This window comes from Pseudoxanthomonas koreensis, from assembly GCF_041890415.1.
Classification (GTDB): domain Bacteria; phylum Pseudomonadota; class Gammaproteobacteria; order Xanthomonadales; family Xanthomonadaceae; genus Pseudoxanthomonas; species Pseudoxanthomonas koreensis_A.
Map to the genome: position 1 here is coordinate 802,458 of NZ_CP169056.1, position 19,546 is coordinate 822,003.

17 protein-coding genes are annotated in these 19,546 nt (G+C 69.7%); 12 read left to right on the forward strand and 5 right to left on the reverse strand.

The genetic code is table 11. The annotated features are described in order from the left end of the window. Positions 1-49 precede the first annotated feature (49 nt). Positions 50-1,312: an MFS transporter gene (locus ACEJ41_RS03755; protein WP_374013458.1), complete on the forward strand. Its 1,263-nt coding sequence runs from the start codon at positions 50-52 to the stop codon at positions 1,310-1,312. Positions 1,313-1,316: 4 nt separating this feature from the next. Here ACEJ41_RS03755 and ACEJ41_RS03760 read toward each other — a convergent pair whose 3' ends face one another. Next, positions 1,317-2,606: a diguanylate cyclase gene (locus ACEJ41_RS03760; protein WP_374013459.1), complete on the reverse strand. Its 1,290-nt coding sequence runs from the start codon at positions 2,604-2,606 to the stop codon at positions 1,317-1,319. A 102-nt stretch (positions 2,607-2,708) separates the two neighbouring features. Continuing rightward, positions 2,709-4,025, reverse strand: coding sequence for an NAD(P)/FAD-dependent oxidoreductase (locus ACEJ41_RS03765; RefSeq protein ID WP_374013460.1), 1,317 nt, complete (start codon positions 4,023-4,025; stop codon positions 2,709-2,711). Positions 4,026-4,277: 252 nt separating this feature from the next. On the opposite strand from ACEJ41_RS03765, the gene ACEJ41_RS03770 reads away from it, so the two are divergent. From ACEJ41_RS03770 to ACEJ41_RS03795, 6 genes are all read left to right on the forward strand, one after another. After that, the gene (locus tag ACEJ41_RS03770) at positions 4,278-5,660 is read left to right on the forward strand and encodes a glutamine synthetase family protein (protein WP_374013461.1); all 1,383 of its coding nucleotides are present in this window, start codon (positions 4,278-4,280) and stop codon (positions 5,658-5,660) included. 144 nt (positions 5,661-5,804) lie between these two features. Next, positions 5,805-6,926: a polyamine ABC transporter substrate-binding protein gene (locus ACEJ41_RS03775; protein WP_374013462.1), complete on the forward strand. Its 1,122-nt coding sequence runs from the start codon at positions 5,805-5,807 to the stop codon at positions 6,924-6,926. A 5-nt stretch (positions 6,927-6,931) separates the two neighbouring features. Further along, on the forward strand, positions 6,932-8,086 hold the full coding sequence (locus ACEJ41_RS03780; protein ID WP_374013463.1) for an ABC transporter ATP-binding protein: 1,155 nt from the start codon (positions 6,932-6,934) through the stop codon (positions 8,084-8,086). A 2-nt stretch (positions 8,087-8,088) separates the two neighbouring features. Further along, positions 8,089-8,994, forward strand: a complete 906-nt coding sequence (locus tag ACEJ41_RS03785; protein WP_374014056.1) for an ABC transporter permease subunit — start codon at positions 8,089-8,091, stop codon at positions 8,992-8,994. Continuing rightward, on the forward strand, positions 8,991-9,836 hold the full coding sequence (locus ACEJ41_RS03790) for an ABC transporter permease subunit (protein WP_374013464.1): 846 nt from the start codon (positions 8,991-8,993) through the stop codon (positions 9,834-9,836). The genes ACEJ41_RS03785 and ACEJ41_RS03790 overlap by 4 nt, the downstream gene beginning before the upstream one ends. 924 nt (positions 9,837-10,760) lie before the next feature. Next, the gene (locus tag ACEJ41_RS03795) at positions 10,761-11,624 is read left to right on the forward strand and encodes a pirin family protein (RefSeq protein WP_374013465.1); all 864 of its coding nucleotides are present in this window, start codon (positions 10,761-10,763) and stop codon (positions 11,622-11,624) included. Between the two features lie 37 nt (positions 11,625-11,661). On the opposite strand, the gene ACEJ41_RS03800 is transcribed toward ACEJ41_RS03795, so the two are convergent. Then, on the reverse strand, positions 11,662-12,129 hold the full coding sequence (locus tag ACEJ41_RS03800; protein WP_374013466.1) for a DUF4426 domain-containing protein: 468 nt from the start codon (positions 12,127-12,129) through the stop codon (positions 11,662-11,664). 5 nt (positions 12,130-12,134) lie between these two features. After that, complete coding sequence (gene proC, locus ACEJ41_RS03805; protein WP_374013467.1) at positions 12,135-12,980, reverse strand: pyrroline-5-carboxylate reductase; 846 nt, start codon at positions 12,978-12,980, stop codon at positions 12,135-12,137. Positions 12,981-13,284: 304 nt separating this feature from the next. On the opposite strand from proC, the gene ACEJ41_RS03810 reads away from it, so the two are divergent. Continuing rightward, on the forward strand, positions 13,285-14,322 hold the full coding sequence (locus ACEJ41_RS03810) for a type IV pilus twitching motility protein PilT (RefSeq protein ID WP_374013468.1): 1,038 nt from the start codon (positions 13,285-13,287) through the stop codon (positions 14,320-14,322). Positions 14,323-14,372: 50 nt separating this feature from the next. Continuing rightward, positions 14,373-15,503, forward strand: coding sequence for a PilT/PilU family type 4a pilus ATPase (locus tag ACEJ41_RS03815; protein ID WP_374013469.1), 1,131 nt, complete (start codon positions 14,373-14,375; stop codon positions 15,501-15,503). 40 nt (positions 15,504-15,543) lie between these two features. On the opposite strand, the gene ACEJ41_RS03820 is transcribed toward ACEJ41_RS03815, so the two are convergent. Continuing rightward, positions 15,544-17,352, reverse strand: coding sequence for a DUF4153 domain-containing protein (locus ACEJ41_RS03820; RefSeq protein ID WP_374013470.1), 1,809 nt, complete (start codon positions 17,350-17,352; stop codon positions 15,544-15,546). Between the two features lie 80 nt (positions 17,353-17,432). Between ACEJ41_RS03820 and ACEJ41_RS03825 the strand changes: the two genes are divergently transcribed. The 3 genes from ACEJ41_RS03825 to ACEJ41_RS03835 all read left to right on the forward strand — a co-directional run bounded on the left by ACEJ41_RS03825 (position 17,433) and on the right by ACEJ41_RS03835 (position 19,525). Continuing rightward, positions 17,433-17,999 carry a YqgE/AlgH family protein gene (locus ACEJ41_RS03825; RefSeq protein ID WP_374013471.1) on the forward strand — a complete coding sequence of 189 codons (567 nt, stop codon included), beginning with the start codon at positions 17,433-17,435 and terminating at the stop codon, positions 17,997-17,999. Further along, positions 17,992-18,465 (forward strand): Holliday junction resolvase RuvX, encoded by a 474-nt coding sequence (gene ruvX / locus ACEJ41_RS03830; protein WP_374013472.1) that lies wholly within the window; start codon positions 17,992-17,994, stop codon positions 18,463-18,465. Before ACEJ41_RS03825 ends, ruvX begins: the two co-directional genes overlap by 8 nt. Positions 18,466-18,580: 115 nt before the next feature. Then, positions 18,581-19,525 (forward strand): aspartate carbamoyltransferase catalytic subunit, encoded by a 945-nt coding sequence (locus ACEJ41_RS03835; RefSeq protein WP_374013473.1) that lies wholly within the window; start codon positions 18,581-18,583, stop codon positions 19,523-19,525. Positions 19,526-19,546: the final 21 nt, after the last annotated feature.

Sequence of the window (19,546 nt, forward strand, 5' to 3'; positions counted from 1 at the left end):
TTGAATCTGCCAGAATCGCGTCCTTCACGCCGCTGCCAGCGACTTGCCGATGAGCGCACCTGCTTCGTCCCGCCGCATCCTGTTCGCCAGCCTCATCGGCACCACGATCGAGTTCTTCGATTTCTACATCTACGCCACCGCGGCGGTGCTGGTGTTCCCCGCGCTGTTCTTCCCGTCCGCCGAGCCGGCGGCGGCCACCCTGCAGTCGCTGGCCACCTTCGCCCTGGCATTCTTCGCGCGGCCGCTGGGCTCGGCCCTGTTCGGCCACTTCGGTGACCGGGTCGGGCGCAAGGCCACCCTGGTGGCGGCGCTGCTGACCATGGGCCTGTCCACCGTGCTGATCGGCCTGCTGCCCACCCATGCGCAGATCGGCGTGGCCGCGCCGGCGCTGCTGGCACTGTGCCGTTTCGGCCAGGGCCTGGGCCTGGGCGGGGAGTGGGGCGGTGCGGTGCTGCTGGCCACCGAGAACGCGCCTGCGGGCAAGCGCGCCTGGTACGGCATGTTTCCGCAATTGGGCGCTCCGCTGGGTTTCCTGTGTTCGACCGGCGTGTTCCTGCTGCTGGCCCATTACCTGAGCGATGCCCAGTTCATGGCCTGGGGCTGGCGCATCCCGTTCGTGGCCAGTGCGGTGCTGGTGCTGATGGGGCTGTGGGTGCGGCTGCGGATCCCGGAGACCCCGGCGTTCCGCAAGACCCTGGAACGCAACGAGCGCGAGCGCCTGCCGATGGCCGCGGTGCTGTTGCGGCATGGCGGCACGCTGCTGGTGGGCACCCTGTCGCTGATGGCCACGTTCGTGCTGTTCTACCTGATGACGGTGTTCGCGCTCAGCTGGGGCACCTCGGCGCTGGGCTACGGGCGCGAGCAGTTCCTGCTGCTGCAGATGGTGGGCGTGCTGTGCTTTGCCGCCACCATCCCGTTGTCGGCGGTGTATGCCGACCGCGTTGGCCGGCGTCGGGCGATGATCCTTGCGACCGTGGGCATCATCGTCTTCGGCCTGCTGTTCGAGCCGCTGTTTGCCGCCGGAAGTGCCTGGCAGGTGCTGCTGTTCCTGTGCGTCGGGCTGGGCCTGATGGGGCTGACCTACGGCCCGTGCGGCACCATCCTGGCCGAGATGTTCCCGACTCCGGTGCGCTACACCGGCGCCTCGCTGGCCTTCAACCTGGCCGGCATCCTGGGGGCCTCGCCGGCGCCGTACGTGGCCACGCTGCTGGCCGACCGCCACGGCATCGGATCGGTGGGCTGGTACCTGGCCGGGATGGCGGCGCTGACCTTGCTGGCCTTGCTGGCGGTGCCGCGCAAGCCGGCGGACTGACCGCTCAGCTGGTCACGACCACCCGGTTGCGGCCGCCGGCCTTGGCCAGGTAGAGGCGGCGGTCGGCCTCGGTGATCAACTGGTGCAGGTCGTCGCCGGGCATGGCGCTGCATACGCCGATGCTCACCGTCATCTGCAGTTCCTCGCCGCGCATCGGCACCCGCAGGTCCTCGATGCGCTGGCGCAGGCGCTCGAAGTACGCCGCCAGCGCGTCGCCTTCCAGCCCGTGCACCAGCAGGCAGAACTCCTCGCCGCCGAAGCGCGCCACCAGGTCCTGCGGGCGTGCGTGGTCCGAGACGGCGTGGGCCGCCGCGCGCAGCGCATGGTCGCCGGCATCATGGCCCCAGCTGTCGTTGATGTGCTTGAAGTGGTCGATGTCCACCATCGCCGCGGCCACCGGCGTGCGCGCCTCCTGCATCTGCGGCACCAGGGCCTCAGCCTGTTCCAGGAAGTGGCGGCGGTTGGGCAGGCCGGTGAGGAAGTCGCGGGTGGCCAGGTCCTGCAGGCTGCCGATCAGCTCCAGCTGGTCCACGTTTTGCGAGACCCGGCAAAAGAACTCCTCGCGGGTATAGGGCTTGCGCAGGAAGTCGTTGGCGCCGTTCTTGAGGAAGCAGGCCACCAGGCCCGGATCGTCGCGGCCGGACACGCCGATCACCGCCACCCGGTCGCGCGCGCGCAAGGCGCGCATGCGCCGGGTCAGTTCGATGCCCTGCATGCCGGGCATTTCCTGGTCGACCACGGCCAGGCGGATGGTGGGGTCCGCTTCCAGCGACCGCAGCGCGCTGGGGCCATCGGGCGCCTCGGTCACCTTGTAGCCGAACATTTCCAGCAGCCCGGCCGCGTGCGCCCGTGCCGACGGCGAGTCGTCCACCACCAGGGCCGAGATGCGGCGGTTGCGCTCCAGCCGCTGCACCAGCCACACGATGTAGTCCAGGTTGCCGGGGGTGCTCTTGAGCACGAAGTCGATGATCTGCCGGCGCAGCATGCGCTCGCGCAGGTCCTCGTCGTACACCCCGCTCACCACCACGGTGGGCAGGCCGCGCTCGAGGAAGCAATCGACCACCATGTCGCGGTCGCCGTCGGCCAGCACCAGGCCGGTGAGCACCATGAACCAGTCGTCGTGCGCCTCCAGCGCCTCGCGCGCCTCGGCCAGGGTCGAGGCCACGGTCACCGGCAGCTCCAGCTGCTGCTCGATGGCTTGCGCCACCGCAAGCATGAAGGCGCGGGAGTTCTCCACCAGCAGCACACGTTGCGGCAGGGGAGTGGGATGTGATTTCAGCGGTAGCGCTTGCATGCCCGGGCGTCGACGGTCTCTCCGGTGGATAGCGGCCGGCGCAATGCGGACTTTAGAACGCCTGCCCTGCCGGTGCGGCCGCCGGCGCGCAACCAAGCCGATTCACCACAGCGCATCGCGCAGCTTGTACCAGGCCATCGCCAGCACCAGCAGCGGCGTGCGCAGCACCCGGCCGCCAGGGAAGGGTGCGTGTGGAATGCGGGCGAACAGGTCCAGGCGCTGCGCCTGCCCACCGATGGCCTCGGCGATCAGGCGCCCGGCCAGGCCGGTGCTGGCAACGCCATGCCCGGAAAAACCCTGGGCGAAATACACGTTCGGCGTGAGCCGGCCCCAGTGCGGGGCGCGGTTGAGCGAGATGTCCACCTCGCCACCCCACAGGTACTGGATCGGAACGTCGGCCAGTTGCGGGAACACCATGCGGATGCGCCGGCGCATCACCGCGTGCAGGTTGCGTGGCGGCAGCCTGGAATAGCTGGCCCGCCCGCCGAACAGCAGGCGCTGGTCGCGGCTGAGGCGGAAGTAGTCCAGCGCCCAGTTCACGTCGGCCACGGCCATGTCGTTGCCGATCAGCGCCTGCGCGCGCGCCTGGCCAAGTGGGGCGGTAGCCGCCACGTAGGTGCCCACCGGCATGATCCGCGACTCGAGTTCCGGGGCAATGCCGCGCAGGTGTGCGTTGCCGGCGATCACCGCAAAATCGGCCACCACTTCGCCATCGGCGGTGCGCATGCGCGGGCGAGTGCCGCGTACCAGCGCCTGCACCGGCGAGTGCTCGTGAATGCGCACGCCGGCGGCCAGTGCCGCGCGTGCCAGGCCGAAGGCGTATGCCAGCGGGTGCAGGTGGCCGGCGGCCGGGTCGTACACCGCGCCCAGGTAGCGGTCGCTGTCCAGCACCGCGCGCAGCTGTTGCCGGTCCCACCACTGCAGCGGGTAGCCGTACTTCTCCGCCATCCACGCCGCGCCGGCGCGCAACTCGCGAACCTGGCGCGGGCGCACCGCCACGTGGGCGTGTCCGTCGTGCCAGTCGCAGGCGATGCCATGGCGGGCGATGCGCGTGCGCAGCAGCTCGACGCCCTCGCGCGACAGGTCGAACAACACCCGCGCCGCATCCTGGCCGAGCAGGTTCTCCAGGGTGGATGGCTCGCAGCCGTATCCGGGCAGGGCCTGGCCGCCGTTGCGGCCCGACGCGCCCCAGCCGACCCGCTGCGCTTCCAGCACGACCACGCGGTAGCCGGCCTGCGCCAGGTCCAGGGCCGCGCTCAGCCCGGTGTAGCCGGCGCCGAGGATGCATACGTCGGCGTCGATGCGGCCGCACAGCGCCGGTTGCAACGGCAGCGGCGTGGTGCTGTCCGCATACCAGCTGGACGGGGAGGGGGGGCGCGTCCCGGCCGGCGCGGTGGACGGTGCGGAATGACGGTTCATCGGGGCGTCGGGGTGCAGGCGCGGCCAGCTTAGCAGGCACGCGCGCGGCGCCCCGGACGCGGCCGCAGTCCTTTGTAAATGCCACGCCTCCGCGGTAAGTTGCGGAGCTGCCGGGTCGCGTCCGGCGTGCGGCCCCGGCCGCCGTCCCCGGGCGGTGGTATCGGGAGTTCCGGTGCCGGGCCCATGCGGCTGGTGGACGCGGCGGCGCATGGCGGCGCGAGGCGCGGTTGCCGGCCCAGTGGTGGAGGACGCATGAGTACACGATCCACACGTCGCAAGCCCAGCCCCGAGCAGCAGGAAAGCTCGCTGCGGCGCTGGCTCAAGGAGCGCCGCATCACCGAGGTCGAGTGCCTGGTGCCGGACATCACCGGCAACGCGCGCGGCAAGATCATCCCTGCCGACAAGTTCAGCCACGACTACGGCACCCGCCTGCCCGAGGGCATCTTCGCCACCACCGTCACCGGCGAATATCCCGACGATTACGACGAGCTGGTCTCGCCCTCGGATTCGGACATGCTGCTGCGCCCGGACCCGGACACGGTGCGGATGGTGCCATGGGCCACCGATCCGACCGCGCAGATCATCCATGACTGCGTCACCAAGGACGGCCAGCCGCACGAGCTGGCGCCACGCAACGTGCTGCGCCGGGTGCTGGACGAATACGCCAGCGAGGGGCTGCAGCCGGTGGTGGCACCGGAGCTTGAGTTCTTCCTGGTGCAGAAGAACACCGACCCGGACTTCCCGCTGCTGCCGCCGGCCGGCCGCAACGGGCGGCCGGAAACGGCGCGGCAGGCGTATTCGATCGACGCGGTCAACGAGTTCGACCCGATCCTGGACCTGATGTACGACTACTGCGATGCGATGCGGCTGGACGTGGATACCCTGATCCACGAGTCCGGCGCCGCGCAGCTGGAGGTCAACTTCACCCACGCCGGGGCGCTGTCGCTGGCCGACCAGGTGTTCCTGTTCAAGCGCACCATGCGCGAGGCGGCGCTGCGCCATGGGGTGTACGCCACGTTCCTGGCCAAGCCGATGGAGACCGAACCGGGCAGCGCCATGCACATCCACCAGAGCGTGGTCGACGGCAAGGGCCGCAACGTGTTCACCGGGCACGGCGGCGCCCGCCACAGCCCGGCGTTCGGCCACTACCTGGGCGGGCTGCAGGCCTACGTGCCGATGGCGATGGCGTTCTTCGCGCCCAACGTCAACTCGTACCGGCGGCTGATGTTCGGCGAGGTCTCGCCGATCAACGTGGAGTGGGGCTACGACAACCGCACCTGCGGCCTGCGGGTGCCGATGGACAGCCCGGAGAACATGCGCGTGGAGAGCCGCTTTGCCGGTTCCGACGCCAACCCCTACCTGGCCCTGGCCGCGACCCTGGCCTGCGGCCTGCTTGGCCTGCGCGGGCAGATCGAGCCGACCGCGCCGCTGTCCGGCAGCGCCCAGGAGCACGGTTTCACCCTGGCCCGTTCGCTGGGCGAGGCACTGGACCAACTGGAGGGCTGCGAGCCGCTGGCGCGCCTGCTGGGGCCGCGCTTCGTGCGCGCCTACGTGGCGGTCAAGCGCAAGGAGTACGAGACATTCTTCCGCGTGATCAGCTCGTGGGAGCGTGAATTCCTGCTGCTCAACGTATAGCGCGCGGCCGCGCCTGCACGCCGCGTCCATGCGCCCTCGGCCAGGCTGCGGACCACGGCTGCGCCGGGGTTGGCGCAGGCGGTGGGCAAACCCGTCCGCGGACGTTAACCTGCGCCCGAATCCGAGCCCCGAAGGAAACCCCCTATGAAGCTGCGCCTGTGGACCCCGTGCATCGCCGCCGTGCTGCTGGCCGCCTGTGGCGGCGATGGCAGCGGTTCGGCCACCGCCGACGGCGCCGAGGAGAAGGTGCTCAACGTCTACAACTACTCGGACTACATCGCCGAGGACACCATCCCCGGGTTCGAGCAGCGCACCGGCATCCGCGTCACCTACGATGTCTACGACAGCGACGAGATCCTGGAAACCAAGCTGCTGGCCGGGTCCAGCGGCTATGACGTGGTGGTGCCGACCCTGAACTTCTTCGGCCGCCAGATCCAGGCGGGGGTGTTCATGAAGCTGGACCCGTCGCGCATCCCCAACCTGGCCAACCTGGACCCCAAGGTCATGCAGCGCATCGCCGGGCAGGATCCGGGCAACGCATACGGCGTGCCGTACATGATGGGCACCACCGGCATCGGCTACAACGTCGACAAGGTGGTCGCGGCCTTCGGCAGCGACGACATCGCCTCCAGCTGGGATCTCGTCTTCAAGCCGGAGAACATCGCCAGGCTGAAGGACTGCGGCGTGACCCTGCTCGACACGCCCTCGGACATGCTTCCCATCGCCCTGCATTACCTGGGCGAGGACCCGCACAGCAGCGACCCGGACACGATCCGCAAGGCCGCCGACCTGCTCAAGTCGATCCGCCCCTACGTGCAGAACTTCCACTCCAGCCAGTATGTCAGCTCGCTGGCCAACGGCAGCACCTGCCTGGTGGTGGGCTGGTCGGGCGACATCATCCAGGCCCGCGACCGTGCGCAGGAGGCCGACAACGGCGTGAACGTGGCCTATTCGATCCCGGTGGAAGGCGCGCCGCAGTGGTTCGACATGCTGGCCATTCCGGCCGACGCACGCCACCCGGACAACGCCCACGCCTTCATCAACTACCTGCTCGATCCCGCGGTGGCGGCGGCCAACACCGATTACATCCAGTACGCCAACCCGGTGGCGGCGGCCACCCCGCTGGTGGACGAGGCGATCCGCAACGACCCCACGATCTATCCTTCCGACGAGGTGGCCGCAAAGATGTTCACCTACGCGACCAACAGCCCGGAGACGGACAAGCTGTACACGCGGCTGTGGACCGAGATCAAGACCGGTCGCTGACCGCCATGGCCGCAGCGCCGACAGACGGCACCCATGCCGGCACGCATGCCGCAGCGCCGGCAGCGGTCGACCCGGAGCGCTACCTGCGCATCGAGGGCGTGCGCAAGGAGTTCGACGGCTTCGTCGCCGTCGATGATGTCAGCCTGGATATCCGCAAGGGCGAGATCTTCGCCCTGCTCGGCGGCTCGGGCAGTGGCAAGTCCACCCTGCTGCGCTGCCTGGGCGGGTTCGAGCGGCCCACCCGTGGCCGCATCGTGCTCGACGGCCAGGTGCTGGACCCGCTGCCGCCCTACGAGCGCCCGGTCAACATGATGTTCCAGTCCTACGCGCTGTTCCCGCACATGACCGTGGAGCAGAACATCGCCTTCGGCCTGAAGCAGGACGGCCTGTCCGGCGACGCCCTCGCCGCGCGCGTGGGCGAGATGCTCTCGCTGGTGCAACTGGCCAAGCTGGCCGGGCGCAAGCCGCACCAGTTGTCCGGTGGCCAGCAGCAGCGCGTGGCCCTGGCCCGCTCGCTGGCCAAGGGGCCCAAGCTGCTGCTGCTGGACGAGCCGATGGGCGCGCTGGACAAGAAGCTGCGCTCGCGCATGCAACTGGAGCTGGTCAACATCATCGAGCAGTCCGGGGTGACCTGCGTGATGGTCACCCACGACCAGGAGGAGGCCATGACCATGGCCACCCGGATCGCGGTGATGGACCAGGGCTGGATCCAGCAGGTCGGCAAGCCGGACGACATCTACGAGCAGCCGGCCAACCGCTTCGTGGCCGGCTTCATCGGCTCGGTGAACCTGATCGAGGGCATCATCGACGAGGACCAGCCGGAGTACGTCACCGTGCGTACCGGCGATTTCCCCGCACCGATCTACGTGGGCCACGGCATCACCGGCTACGAGGGCCAGCCGGTGGCCTTCGCGCTGCGTCCGGAGAAGGTGTACATCGGCAAGCAGGAGCCGGACGGCGAGAACAACAAGGCCCGCGGCACGGTGGAGGACATCGCCTACTTCGGCAGCCATTCGGTGTACCACGTGCGCCTGCCCAGCGGCGCCAAGGTGCTGGCCAACTTCGCCAACATGAAGCGCTGGGACAGCGACGGCATTACCTGGAACGACGAGGTCTGGGTGTCCTGGGACGACAACGACGGCGTGGTGCTGACCGGGTGAGCATGCTGCGGCCATCGCGTTGGCGGCCATCGGTGCGCCTGCTGGTGATCGCAGTGCCGTTCCTGTGGCTGCTGCTGTTCTTCGCGGTGCCGTTCCTGATCGTGCTGAAGATCTCGTTCTCGCGGATGGCCATCGCGATGCCGCCCTACACCCCGGTGGTCGAGTACCTGGACAGCGCCCTGACCCTGCGCCTGAACCTGGGCAACTACGCGGCGCTGTTTGCCGATCCGCAGTACGTGCTGGCCTACCTGACCTCGATCCAGATCGCGGCGGTGTCCACCGTCCTGTGCCTGCTGATCGGCTACCCGATGGCCTACGCCATCGCCCGGATGCGGCCGGCCGCGCGCAACATCGCGCTGATGGCGGTGGTGCTGCCGTCGTGGACCTCGTTCCTGATCCGGGTCTATGCCTGGATCGGGATCCTCGATGCCAACGGCATCCTCAACCGCTTCCTGCTGTGGACCGGCCTGGTCGATGCGCCGCTGCGCATCCTCTACACGCCCACCGCCACCTACATCGGCATCGTCTACTGCTACCTGCCGTTCATGATCCTGCCGCTGTACGCCAACCTGGTGAAGCTGGACCAGCGCCTGCTGGAAGCGGCCTACGACCTCGGCGCGCGGCCGTGGAAGGCGTTCGTGCGCATCACCCTGCCGCTGTCGCGCTCGGGGATCATTGCTGGCTGCATGCTGGTGATGATCCCGGCGGTGGGCGAGTTCGTGATCCCGGAGATGCTGGGCGGCCCGGACACGCTGATGATCGGCCGGGTGCTGTGGGGCGAGTTCTTCAGCAACCGCGACTGGCCGGCGGCCTCGGCGGTGGCGATCGTGATGCTGTTGCTGCTGCTGGTGCCGATCCTGGTATTCAACCGCCACCAGCAGCGGCAGATGGAGGGCCGGCTGGCATGAACCCGGGCCTTGGCCAACGCATGCTGCGCTGGACGGTGCTGGGGCTGGGCTTCGCCTTCCTGTACCTGCCGATCGTGCTGCTGGTGGTGTACTCGTTCAACTCATCGCGCCTGGCCACGGTCTGGGCCGGGTTCTCCACCAAGTGGTACGGCGAGCTGCTGCGCGACCGGCAGATGCTGGAGGCCGCGTGGGTGAGCCTGCGCATCGCGTTCTGGACGGCGACGGCGGCCACGGTGGTCGGCACCCTGGCGGCGATGGTGATGACCCGCTTCCGGCGTTTCCCGGGCAAGACCGTGTTCGGCGCGCTGGTCACCGCGCCGCTGGTGATGCCCGAGGTGATCATCGGCCTGTCGATCCTGCTGATGCTGGTGTCGGTGGGGTCGATGCTCGGCATTCCGTCCAAGGGCATGGTGGCGATCTGGATCGCGCACGTGACCTTGACCGTCTCGTTCGTGACGGTGGTGGTGTCCTCGCGCCTGCAGGAGCTGGACCGGTCGCTGGAGGAGGCGGCGATGGACCTGGGCGCGAACCGGGTCAAGGTGTTCTTCCTGATCACCCTGCCGATCATCGCGCCGGCGCTGATGAGCGGGTGGTTGCTGGCGTTCACCCTGTCGCTGGACGACGTGGTGGTCGCCAGCTTCGTGGCCGGCCCGGATTCGACCACCCTGCCGATCAAGATCTTCGCCTCGGTACGGCGTGGCGTGAGCCCGAAGATCAATGCGCTGGCATCGCTGCTGATCATGGCCGTGTCGCTGGCGGCGGTGGTCGGCTGGTGGCTGATGTACCGCAAGGACCAGCGCCGCCGCCGCGACATGCAACTGGCGCTGCAGGAAAACGCCTGACGCCACCTTGCCCCCTGTACGAACGGGCTCGCCGGCGACAGCAGGCATCTTCCCGGATTTCGAGATGTGCGGGGTGTCAGTCACGACAGCCGCCGACGTGCTGGAGTAGCCGGCTCCGGATGAGCCGCGTCGGATCGACGACCGCAGGTATCGCCCCGCAAATCGAGATGTGCGGGGCGCCAGTCACGGCAACCGCCGACGTGCGGGAGTGGCCGGCTCCGGAAGGAGCCGCGGCAGGCCGGGCATATCGCCGCCGCTCGGGCGCACATCCATGTGCGCACTCGCTACCGCGGCCATCCATGGCCGCTGCCGCGATACACCCGACCCGCCGCGTCTTCGCTGTCGGAGGCATGGCTTCACTCGATGGGCTGCCTCGGGGAGTCCTCAGCGAATGTTGCTGGTGCTTGCGACTCCGGCTGGTCAGCGATTTCCATCGAAGACGCGCGCACGGATCAACGACCGCCGTGGCTGAGGCGTATCGCCCGCTTCGGCTGACGCAGCGCCGCGACCCTCCCTCTGTCAGTCCGCCGGTGTGCCTTTCGCCCATCAGAAGCCACCATCTGCACGCCGCGACGGACGTCATGTCCCGGGTATATGGAGCAAGTGGCACATGGATGTGCCACGGCCGCGAGTGCGCACATGGATGTGCGCCCGAGCGGTGCGCCATATACCCGGGACATGGCGGCCCCATCCGGAGCCGCGCTCCTGGACATGGCGGCCCATCCGGAGCCGCGCTTCCCCGCTCAGGCCCTGGGACATGGCGGCCCCATCCGAAGTAGCGCTTCCCCGCTCAGGTCCGGGACATGACGGCCCCACCCGGAGCCGCGTCGCCGTTCCGCCAGCGCAACGGTCCGGTGAATTCCGGAGTGGTTATGCTCGCAGCCATCGGCACCATCTTCGGGCGAAGCCATCCAGGAGATCCCCATGAACGCCACCGACCCGCGCCACGAGCCCGCCCGCATCATCCGCACCGTGCGCGGCCGCGCCGCATCCGACGGCGCCGGGGTCAAACTGACCCGGGTGATCGGCGGGCCGGAACTGCCCGACCTGGACCCGTTCCTGCTGCTGGACGAGTTCGGCACCGACAGCCCCGAAGACTACATCGCCGGCTTCCCCGACCACCCGCACCGCGGCTTCGAGACCGTGACCTACATGCTCGACGGCCGCATGCGCCACCGCGACAACCACGGCAACGAAGGCCTGCTCACCCCGGGCAGCGTGCAGTGGATGACCGCCGGGCGCGGGCTGGTCCATTCGGAAATGCCCGAGCAGGAATCCGGGCGCATGCGCGGCTTCCAGTTGTGGGTCAACCTGCCGGCGCGCGACAAGATGACCGACCCGCGCTACCAGGAGTTTGCACCGGACCACATTCCCCTGGCGCACCCCGCCGATGGCGTGCAGGTGAAGGTGATCGCCGGGCGCGTGGGCGACACGGTCGGCCCGATCGTGCAGCCGGCCACCGCGCCGCTGTACCTGGATGTCGTCCTGCAGCCCGGAGTGACCTGGGAATACGTGCTGCCGTACGGCCACAACGCGTTCGCCTATGTGTTCGAGGGCGCGCTGCGGATTGGTGTCGATGACAATGCACGCGTGCTGGCGACCCACGAAATGGGCGTGCTCGGAGGCGGTGCGGCACTGGCAATGCAGGCCGAAGATGCCGGCGCGCGCCTGATCCTGGTCGCCGGCGCACCACTGCGCGAGCCGGTGGCGCGCCACGGGCCGTTCGTGATGAACAACCGGCAGGAACTGATGCAGGCCTTCGTCGATTTCCAGGAAGGCCGCTTCTGAGCGGGCAGGGCGCGCAGCCGTCGCCGCGCGCCCCGGGTCAGAGGTGGCGCTCGAAGTCGAACGCCTGCCTGCGGCCGTCGACGTCCACCTGGACGTCGATGCGCAGCACGTCGCGCGGCGACACCGGCAGCACGCCGATGTGGTCCACATAGTCGCCGGTGGAGGCCGCGCGCAGGGCGATCGGCTGGCGGCGTCCGCTGAGGTCGCGTGCCTGCGCCTGCAACTTGCCATCGACCGGGTGCTCGACACCATCGGCGTCCACCCGGCGCAGTGCCACCACCAGCAGTGCGGTGCCCGCGCTGCGCTCGATGCCGTACTGGCGCGCCGTGGGCTCGCCCAGCGACAGCGTGGGCAGCAGGTTGTAGTGCGCGCGCAGCGACCCGTCCAGTTCGGCCACGGCCGGGGCCGGCGCGATGAACTGCGCCGGCTGCGGCGCCTGGCCGCCGCAGCCGGCCGGCAAGGCCAACGCGAGCAGCAGCATGCAGGTGGAGCGCAGGCGGGACATGGCCATCATCCGGCCGCCAGTTCCGCACCGCGCACCCGCGCCGCGTGCACCGCGCGGGCCACCAGCGCTTCGAAGCCGCCGTCGTGGAATGCCTCCAGCGCGGCCTGGGTGGTGCCACCGGGCGAGGTCACCCGGCGCCGCAACTCCGCTGCCGGTGTGTCGCCCTCGGCCAACATGCGGCCGGCCCCGAGCAAGGTCTGCACCACCAGGGTGCGCGCCGCATCGGCGGGCAAGCCTTCTGCTTCGGCCGCTGCCTGCAATGCCTCGGCCAGCAGGAACACATAGGCCGGGCCGCTGCCGGAAACCGCGGTCACCGCGTCCATCAGCGCCTCGCGCTCGATCCAGACGGTCGGGCCGGCGCTGGCCAGGACCGCATCGGCGCGCGCGCGCTGGGCCGCATCCACCTGCGCGTCTGCAAACAGGCCGGTGACGCCGGCGCCGAGCAGGGCGGGGGTATTGGGCATGCAACGCACCACCGGCAGGCCGCCGCCCAGCCATGCCTGCAGCCGCGCCACCGGGATCCCGGCGGCGATGGAGACCACCAGCGGGCGCGTGGCCTGGGCCTGCGGCGCAAGGGATTGGCACAGCTGGCGCATCACCTGCGGCTTCACCGCCAGCACCCACAGCGCGGTGCCCTGCACGGCGCTGCTGGCCTCGGCAAAGACCTGCACGCCGAAATCGGTGGCCAGCGCTTGGCGCAGCGGCTCCACCGGCTCGGCCACGCGGATGGCCGTGGTGTCGGCTCCGCGCGCGGCCAGGCCGCCGATCAGGCTGCGGGCCATGTTGCCGCCGCCGAGGAAGGCGATGGAGGCATCGGGAGTCGGGGATCGGGAATCGGAAGATGCGGGCATGGTCGGCCGATGGGCGGGTACAGGAGTGGATGGTATCGCCGATGCCGCGGCCCTGGCGCTGCGAGGCCCGGCCCCGCGGCGGTCGCGGCACTCCCGGTGCCATGTGTTGGGGGGGGCGGCCGGGCGGACGTCCGCATGGCCCGCGGCGGTCGCGCCAGGCGCCAGGGGACACGCCCGGGCCAGCCGCGCAAGGCCCGTAAGAGGCCGGGATTGGCGGCGGCGGCCGGAGCGCTATACTGCGGCGAAGGGGTTGTACCGCACCAGTGCGCGCACCGCGGCGCGTCCACAAGGGGAACGAATACAGATGGATATCGCCGAACTGCTGGCGTTCTCGGTCAAGAACAAGGCGTCCGACCTGCACCTGTCCGCCGGGCTGCCGCCGATGATCCGCGTCGACGGCGACGTGCGCCGGATCAACATCCCGGCGCTGGACCACAAGCAGGTGCACGCGCTGGTGTACGACATCATGTCGGACAAGCAGCGCCGCGACTACGAGGAATTCCTCGAGGTCGACTTCTCCTTCGAGATCCCCTCGCTGGCGCGTTTCCGCGTCAATGCGTTCAACCAGAACCGCGGCGCCGGCGCCGTGTTCCGCACCATTCCCTCCGAGGTGCTGAGCCTGGAGGACCTGGGCTGCCCGCCGATCTTCCGCGAGCTGATCCAGCAGCCGCAGGGCCTGATCCTGGTCACCGGCCCCACCGGCTCGGGTAAGTCCACCACGCTGGCGGCGATGGTCGATTTCGTCAACAAGAACGAATACGCCCACATCCTCACCGTCGAGGACCCGATCGAGTTCGTGCACACCTCGCAGAAGTGCCTGATCAACCAGCGCGAAGTGCATCGCGATACCCACGGCTTCAACGAAGCCCTGCGCTCGGCGCTGCGCGAGGACCCCGACTACATCCTGGTGGGCGAGTTGCGCGACCTGGAGACCATCCGCCTGGCGCTGACCGCCGCGGAAACCGGCCACCTGGTGTTCGGCACCCTGCATACCAGTTCGGCGGCCAAGACCATCGACCGCATCATCGACGTGTTCCCGGCCGGCGAGAAGCCGATGGTGCGCTCGATGCTGTCCGAGTCGCTGCGCGCGGTGATCAGCCAGGCGTTGCTGAAGAAGGTCGGCGGCGGGCGTACCGCAGCCTGGGAAATCATGGTCGGCACCCCGGCCATCCGCAACCTGATCCGCGAGGACAAGGTCGCGCAGATGTACTCGGCCATCCAGACCGGCCAGCAGTACGGCATGATGACCCTGGACCAGCACCTGCAGGACCTGGTCAAGCGTGGCCTGGTCACCCGCCAGCAGGCCAAGGAATACGCCAAGGACAAGCGCCTTTTCGAGTAAGCGGCGGTTCCGCGACTCCCATCCCCCGTTTCGGTTCCGCAGGAGCCAACATGAGCACCATCGACTTCACCTCGTTCCTCAAGCTGATGGCGCACCAGCGGGCGTCGGACCTGTTCATCACCGCGGGCATGCCGCCGGCGATGAAGGTGCACGGCAAGATCAGCCCGATCACGCAGACGCCGCTGACCCCGCAGCAGAGCCGCGACCTGGTGCTGAACGTGATGACGCCGGCCCAGCGCGAGGAGTTCGAGAAGACCCACGAGTGCAACTTCGCCATCGGCGTGTCGGGCGTGGGCCGCTTCCGCGTGAGCTGCTTCTACCAGCGCAACCAGGTGGGCATGGTGCTGCGCCGGATCGAGACCAAGATCCCGACCGTGGAAGAGCTGAACCTGCCGCCGGTGATCAAGACCCTGGCGATGACCAAGCGCGGCATCATCATCTTCGTCGGCGCCACCGGCACGGGTAAATCCACCTCGCTGGCGGCGATGATCGGCTACCGCAACCAGAACTCCACCGGGCACATCATCACCATCGAGGACCCGATCGAGTTCGTGCACAAGCACGAAGGCTGCATCATCACCCAGCGCGAGGTCGGCATCGACACCGACAGCTGGGACAACGCGCTCAAGAACACCCTGCGCCAGGCGCCGGACGTGATCATGATCGGCGAGGTGCGCACCCGCGAGGGCATGGACCACGCCATCGCCTTCGCCGAAACCGGCCACCTGGTGCTGTGCACCCTGCACGCCAACAACGCCAACCAGGCGATGGACCGCATCATCAACTTCTTCCCCGAGGACCGGCGCGGCCAGTTGTTGATGGACCTGTCGCTCAACCTCAAGGGCGTGGTCGCCCAGCAGCTGGTGCCCACCCCGGACGGCAAGGGCCGCCGGGTGGCGATGGAAATCCTGCTCGGCACGCCGCTGGTGCAGGACTACATCCGCGACGGCGAGGTCCACAAGCTCAAGGAAGTGATGAAGGAATCCACCAACCTGGGCATGAAGACCTTCGACCAGAGCCTGTTCGAGCTGTACCAGGCCGGCGAGATCAGCTACGAGGACGCGCTGCGCTTTGCCGACTCGCAGAACGAGGTGCGCCTGCGGATCAAGCTTTCCCAGGGCGGCGACGCGCGGACCCTGGCCCAGGGCATGGACGGGGTGGAGATCTCCGAGACCCGCTGACCCGGCGCACGCGCGTCGGGTCCGGCCGCGGGCCCACGCCTCAGCGGGAGTCGGCCTGCGGCTCCGGCGGTTCCAGGTGTTGCGGCGTGCGGCCCTGGCCCAGGGACAGCGCAGGCCAGCGCTGGTGGTGCACCTGCAACTGGCCGGTGCGCAGCACGTGGCGCAGGTCCTGCCGCTCCTTGCCGCCGACATTCGCGAACCCGACCTGGCCGGCGTCCTCCCAGCCGTCGTCCCCGTGCGCATGCAGGTGGCACTGGGCGTAGTGCCGGCTGGCGATACTGCACAGCAGCGCTTCGTCGAGGCCATCGCCGTCCAGGTCGCGGCCAAGCACCACGCAGTCCGCATCCGGTTGCAGGCAGCCGCCTGTGTCCAGGTGCCCGTCCACCAGCGCCTGCCACCAGGCGGTGCCGGGGTCCATGCCGCCTTCGGCCAGCACGATCACGTCGCGCGCCTGGCCGGCCTCGCGCAGCCGGAATTGCTCGCGTTCGGCGGCGTCCGGGCCGGAGCCCCAGCGGTTGCTGCTGCGGAGCATGGTGTCCAGCGCGGCCAGCGCATGCGGATGGCCGGCGAACGCCGGATCGGTGCGCAGCGCCTGCACCGCCTGGTAGCCGCGCCGCCCCAGGTCGAAGCGCAGGTACGCCAGGTCTTCGCGCGACACCTCCGGCGCCGCCTCGCGCAGCCGCTGGGCCTGGCTGGCGACGCTGATCCGTTGCCCATCCAGGAGCGGCGAGTTGGCCAGCACCACCAGCGCCATCACCGCCCAGGACAGGATCATGTTGACCTTGCGCAGTGGCCCCAGCCAGACCCCGCGCGAGCGCAGCACAGCCCACGCATGGCCCACGGCGTACAGCGCCGCGACCAGCGCCACCAGCCCGGCCCAGAAGCGGTCGGCGGTCCATCCGTACTGGGCCACGCGCAGGCCCATCGCATACAGGGCCAGGCCCGCGTACAGCGGCAGCACCAGCAGCCCGGCCTCCACCATCCGCCGCAGCCAGGCCGGATAGGGCCGGTCGCCTTCGCCGTCCTGGTAGACGGCGTTGGCGAACACGACCAGCAGCACGACCATGCTGACCAGCAGGCCGGCGGCAGAGCGCGTGCGCCACAGCGGTTCCAGCCCGGTGAACGGCAGGCTGGCGGCAAACAGCACGGCGATGAAGGCCAGCAGCGGCAGCAGGCCCTTGAACACCGCGAACAGGATCTGCCGAGCCACCCGCACCGGGTGCTGCTGGGTGCGGCCGATCAGGATGCCCAGCCCGGCCATCGTGCCGGTGGCCAGGTAGATGAAGGGATCCTCGCCGAACAGGTCGCGGAACACATGCACGTCCACCAGCACGAACAACTGGCCCCACAGGTGCAGCACCGCCCAGCAGATGCCGGTGAACATGGCGGCCAGGGCCAGGGTCAGCGCGTTCTGCCAGGCATGTTCGAACAGTTCCGGGTAGGGCGCCCGCCAGCTCGCGTGCGCCAGCCGGCACTGCAGCCAGGGAAGGGCCACGAACAGGCCAAGCGCCAGGGCCGTGCCGAACGGACCCAGCACCTGTCCGCTGCGCAGCCCCGGCGCGCCGGTCGCATTCCAGCCGGCCCAGGCCGCCAGGGCCAGGAACACAGTGGCCAGCGCGCCGGCGTAGCGCCACAGCCGCCGGTCGCCCAGGCGCTGCACGACCAGGACCAGTGCCGTCGGCACGGTCAGCACCAGGGTGTACCAGCAGACCCGGCCACCGAGCCCGGCCAACGGCCACCAGCCACGCTCGCTGCCTTGCTGCGCCAGGTACATCAGGCCGCCCTGCAGCAACGCGGTCAGGACGATGAAGGCGCGGGTCTGGCGCGGAAGCGCCGGGTCGATATGCATCGGCTGTGTCCCGCTGTGTTCCCCGAAGGCTGCCCGATTATGGCAAAGCCGCGCACCGGCGGCCGGGCTAGAATGCGTCCATGCCTGCCACTTCCGACACTCTCGCCAACCAGTTGCTGGTCGCGTTGCCGGCGCTGGCCGATCCCAACTTTGCCCGCAGCGTGGCCCTGATCTGCCAGCACGATGACCAGGGCGCGATGGGGGTGATGGTCAATCGCGCTTCCGAGTACACCCTGGGGCAGGTGCTGTCGCAGATGGGCATCGACAGCGGCGATGCGCAACTGCGCGCGCGCGTGGTGCTGCACGGCGGGCCGGTGCACCAGGAGCGCGGCTTCGTCCTGCATGACGGCGCGCGCGAGTGGGACTCGAGCATGGAAGTGGCCTCCGGCCTGTTCCTGACCACCTCGCGTGACGTACTGGAGGCGATGGCCGCAGGCGATGGCCCGGCCAATGCGGTGGTGGCGCTGGGTTGCGCGGGCTGGGGTGCCGGGCAGCTGGAGTACGAACTGGGCGAGAACACCTGGCTGACCGCGCCGGCCGACCCCGAGTTGCTGTTCACGCTGCCGCTGGAGCAGCGCTGGCAGACCGCGGCCGGGCGCATCGGCGTGGACCTGTTCCGGATGACCGACTACAGCGGCCATGCCTGAGCCGGCACCGACCGCTGCCACCCTGCCGGCCGATGCCATCGTGCTGGGCTTCGACGTTGGTGCACGCCGCATCGGCGTGGCCGTCGGCACCGGCCTGGGTGGCGCGCGTGCGCTTGCCGTGGTGGCCGTGCATGCCGGCGGGCCGGACTGGGCTGCGATTGACCGCCTGCATGGGCAGTGGCGCCCGCGCGGCCTGGTGGTGGGCGACCCGATGACCCTGGATGGCGGCGACCAGCCGATCCGGCGCCGGGCCCGCGCGTTCGCCGGCGAGCTCAAGGCGCGCTACGCGCTGCCGGTGGTGATGATCGACGAGCGCTCCAGTTCAGTCGAGGCCGCCAGGCGCTTCGCCCAGGAGCGTGCCGCCGGCAACCGTCGCCGCCGCGACGCCCAGGCGCTGGATGCGGCCGCCGCGGCGGTGATCGTCGAGCGCTGGCTGGCCGCGCCGGAGGACGCGATGCCGGTATAGGCGGCCCGATGCGGCCGCGATGCCGACGCTGCCCCCAAGCCCCTTTGCTGTGTCCACCTGATCCAACCGAACCGACCGCCGGCGTGCCGGCTTCCACCGACCGAACCCACCCGCCATGACCCTGCAACTCGATTCCGACGGCCGCCTGCGCCACCTGCTGACGCTGGAAGGCCTGCCACGCACGACCCTGCTGCAGGTGCTCGATCGCGCCGGCCAGATCCGCGACGCGGCGGTGGGGCGGGTCGGCAAGCGTGCCGTGCTCGCCGGTACCGCCGTGTGCACGCTGTTCTTCGAACCGTCCACCCGCACCCGCAGTTCGTTCCAGCTTGCGGCCCAGCGCCTGGGCGCGGACGTGCTGAACTTCGACGCATCCACGTCCTCCACGCGCAAGGGCGAAACCGCGCGCGACACCCTCAAGAACCTCGAGGCGATGGGCGTGCGCGGGTTCATCGTGCGCCACCCCGACGACCACGCCGTGCGCATGCTGGCCGAGAGTGCCGGCGAGGGCACCGCGCTGCTCAACGCCGGTGACGGCCGCAGCGCCCATCCCACCCAGGGCCTGCTGGACATGCTGACCCTGCGCCAGGCCAAGGGCGGCGACTTCTCCAGGCTCAAGGTGCTGATCGTGGGCGACGTGAAGCACTCGCGGGTGGCGCGTTCGGACCTGGATGCGCTGCGCATCCTGGGTGCCGGCGAGATCCGCATCTGTGGCCCGGCCGCGCTGCTGCCGGATGCGGCCACCACCGCCGGCTGCGTGGTCGGCGAGGATTTCGATGCGATGATCGAGGGCGTCGATGCGCTGATGATGCTGCGCCTGCAGCGCGAGCGCATGGAAGAAGGCCTGGTGCCGTCGCTGGAGGATTACCACGCCCGCTACGGCCTCACCGCGCAGCGCCTGCGGCGCGCTGCCAGCGATGCAGCGGTGCTGCACCCGGGTCCGATCAACCGCGGCGTGGAGATCACCGACGAGGTGGCCGACGGCCCGCAGTCGTGGGTGTTGCGCCAGGTCGCCAATGGCGTCGCGGTGCGCATGGCAGTGCTGGAGATGCTGCTGGGCTGAGCCCGGTGCGGCCAGGCCGCA

Excerpts from the sequence above, each read along its gene's own strand:
- ACEJ41_RS03775 (WP_374013462.1), top strand. The coding sequence starts at position 5,805 with ATGAAGCTGCGCCTGTGGACCCCGTGCATCGCCGCCGTGCTGCTGGCC.
- ACEJ41_RS03780 (WP_374013463.1), top strand. The coding sequence starts at position 6,932 with ATGGCCGCAGCGCCGACAGACGGCACCCATGCCGGCACGCATGCCGCA.
- ACEJ41_RS03765 (WP_374013460.1), bottom strand. The coding sequence starts at position 4,025 with ATGAACCGTCATTCCGCACCGTCCACCGCGCCGGCCGGGACGCGCCCC.
- ACEJ41_RS03800 (WP_374013466.1), bottom strand. The coding sequence starts at position 12,129 with ATGTCCCGCCTGCGCTCCACCTGCATGCTGCTGCTCGCGTTGGCCTTG.
- ACEJ41_RS03820 (WP_374013470.1), bottom strand. The coding sequence starts at position 17,352 with ATGCATATCGACCCGGCGCTTCCGCGCCAGACCCGCGCCTTCATCGTC.
- ACEJ41_RS03810 (WP_374013468.1), top strand. The coding sequence starts at position 13,285 with ATGGATATCGCCGAACTGCTGGCGTTCTCGGTCAAGAACAAGGCGTCC.
- ACEJ41_RS03770 (WP_374013461.1), top strand. The coding sequence starts at position 4,278 with ATGAGTACACGATCCACACGTCGCAAGCCCAGCCCCGAGCAGCAGGAA.
- ruvX (WP_374013472.1), top strand. The coding sequence starts at position 17,992 with ATGCCTGAGCCGGCACCGACCGCTGCCACCCTGCCGGCCGATGCCATC.
- proC (WP_374013467.1), bottom strand. The coding sequence starts at position 12,980 with ATGCCCGCATCTTCCGATTCCCGATCCCCGACTCCCGATGCCTCCATC.
- ACEJ41_RS03760 (WP_374013459.1), bottom strand. The coding sequence starts at position 2,606 with ATGCAAGCGCTACCGCTGAAATCACATCCCACTCCCCTGCCGCAACGT.
- ACEJ41_RS03795 (WP_374013465.1), top strand. The coding sequence starts at position 10,761 with ATGAACGCCACCGACCCGCGCCACGAGCCCGCCCGCATCATCCGCACC.
- ACEJ41_RS03835 (WP_374013473.1), top strand. The coding sequence starts at position 18,581 with ATGACCCTGCAACTCGATTCCGACGGCCGCCTGCGCCACCTGCTGACG.
- ACEJ41_RS03755 (WP_374013458.1), top strand. The coding sequence starts at position 50 with ATGAGCGCACCTGCTTCGTCCCGCCGCATCCTGTTCGCCAGCCTCATC.
- ACEJ41_RS03785 (WP_374014056.1), top strand. The coding sequence starts at position 8,089 with ATGCTGCGGCCATCGCGTTGGCGGCCATCGGTGCGCCTGCTGGTGATC.
- ACEJ41_RS03790 (WP_374013464.1), top strand. The coding sequence starts at position 8,991 with ATGAACCCGGGCCTTGGCCAACGCATGCTGCGCTGGACGGTGCTGGGG.
- ACEJ41_RS03815 (WP_374013469.1), top strand. The coding sequence starts at position 14,373 with ATGAGCACCATCGACTTCACCTCGTTCCTCAAGCTGATGGCGCACCAG.
- ACEJ41_RS03825 (WP_374013471.1), top strand. The coding sequence starts at position 17,433 with ATGCCTGCCACTTCCGACACTCTCGCCAACCAGTTGCTGGTCGCGTTG.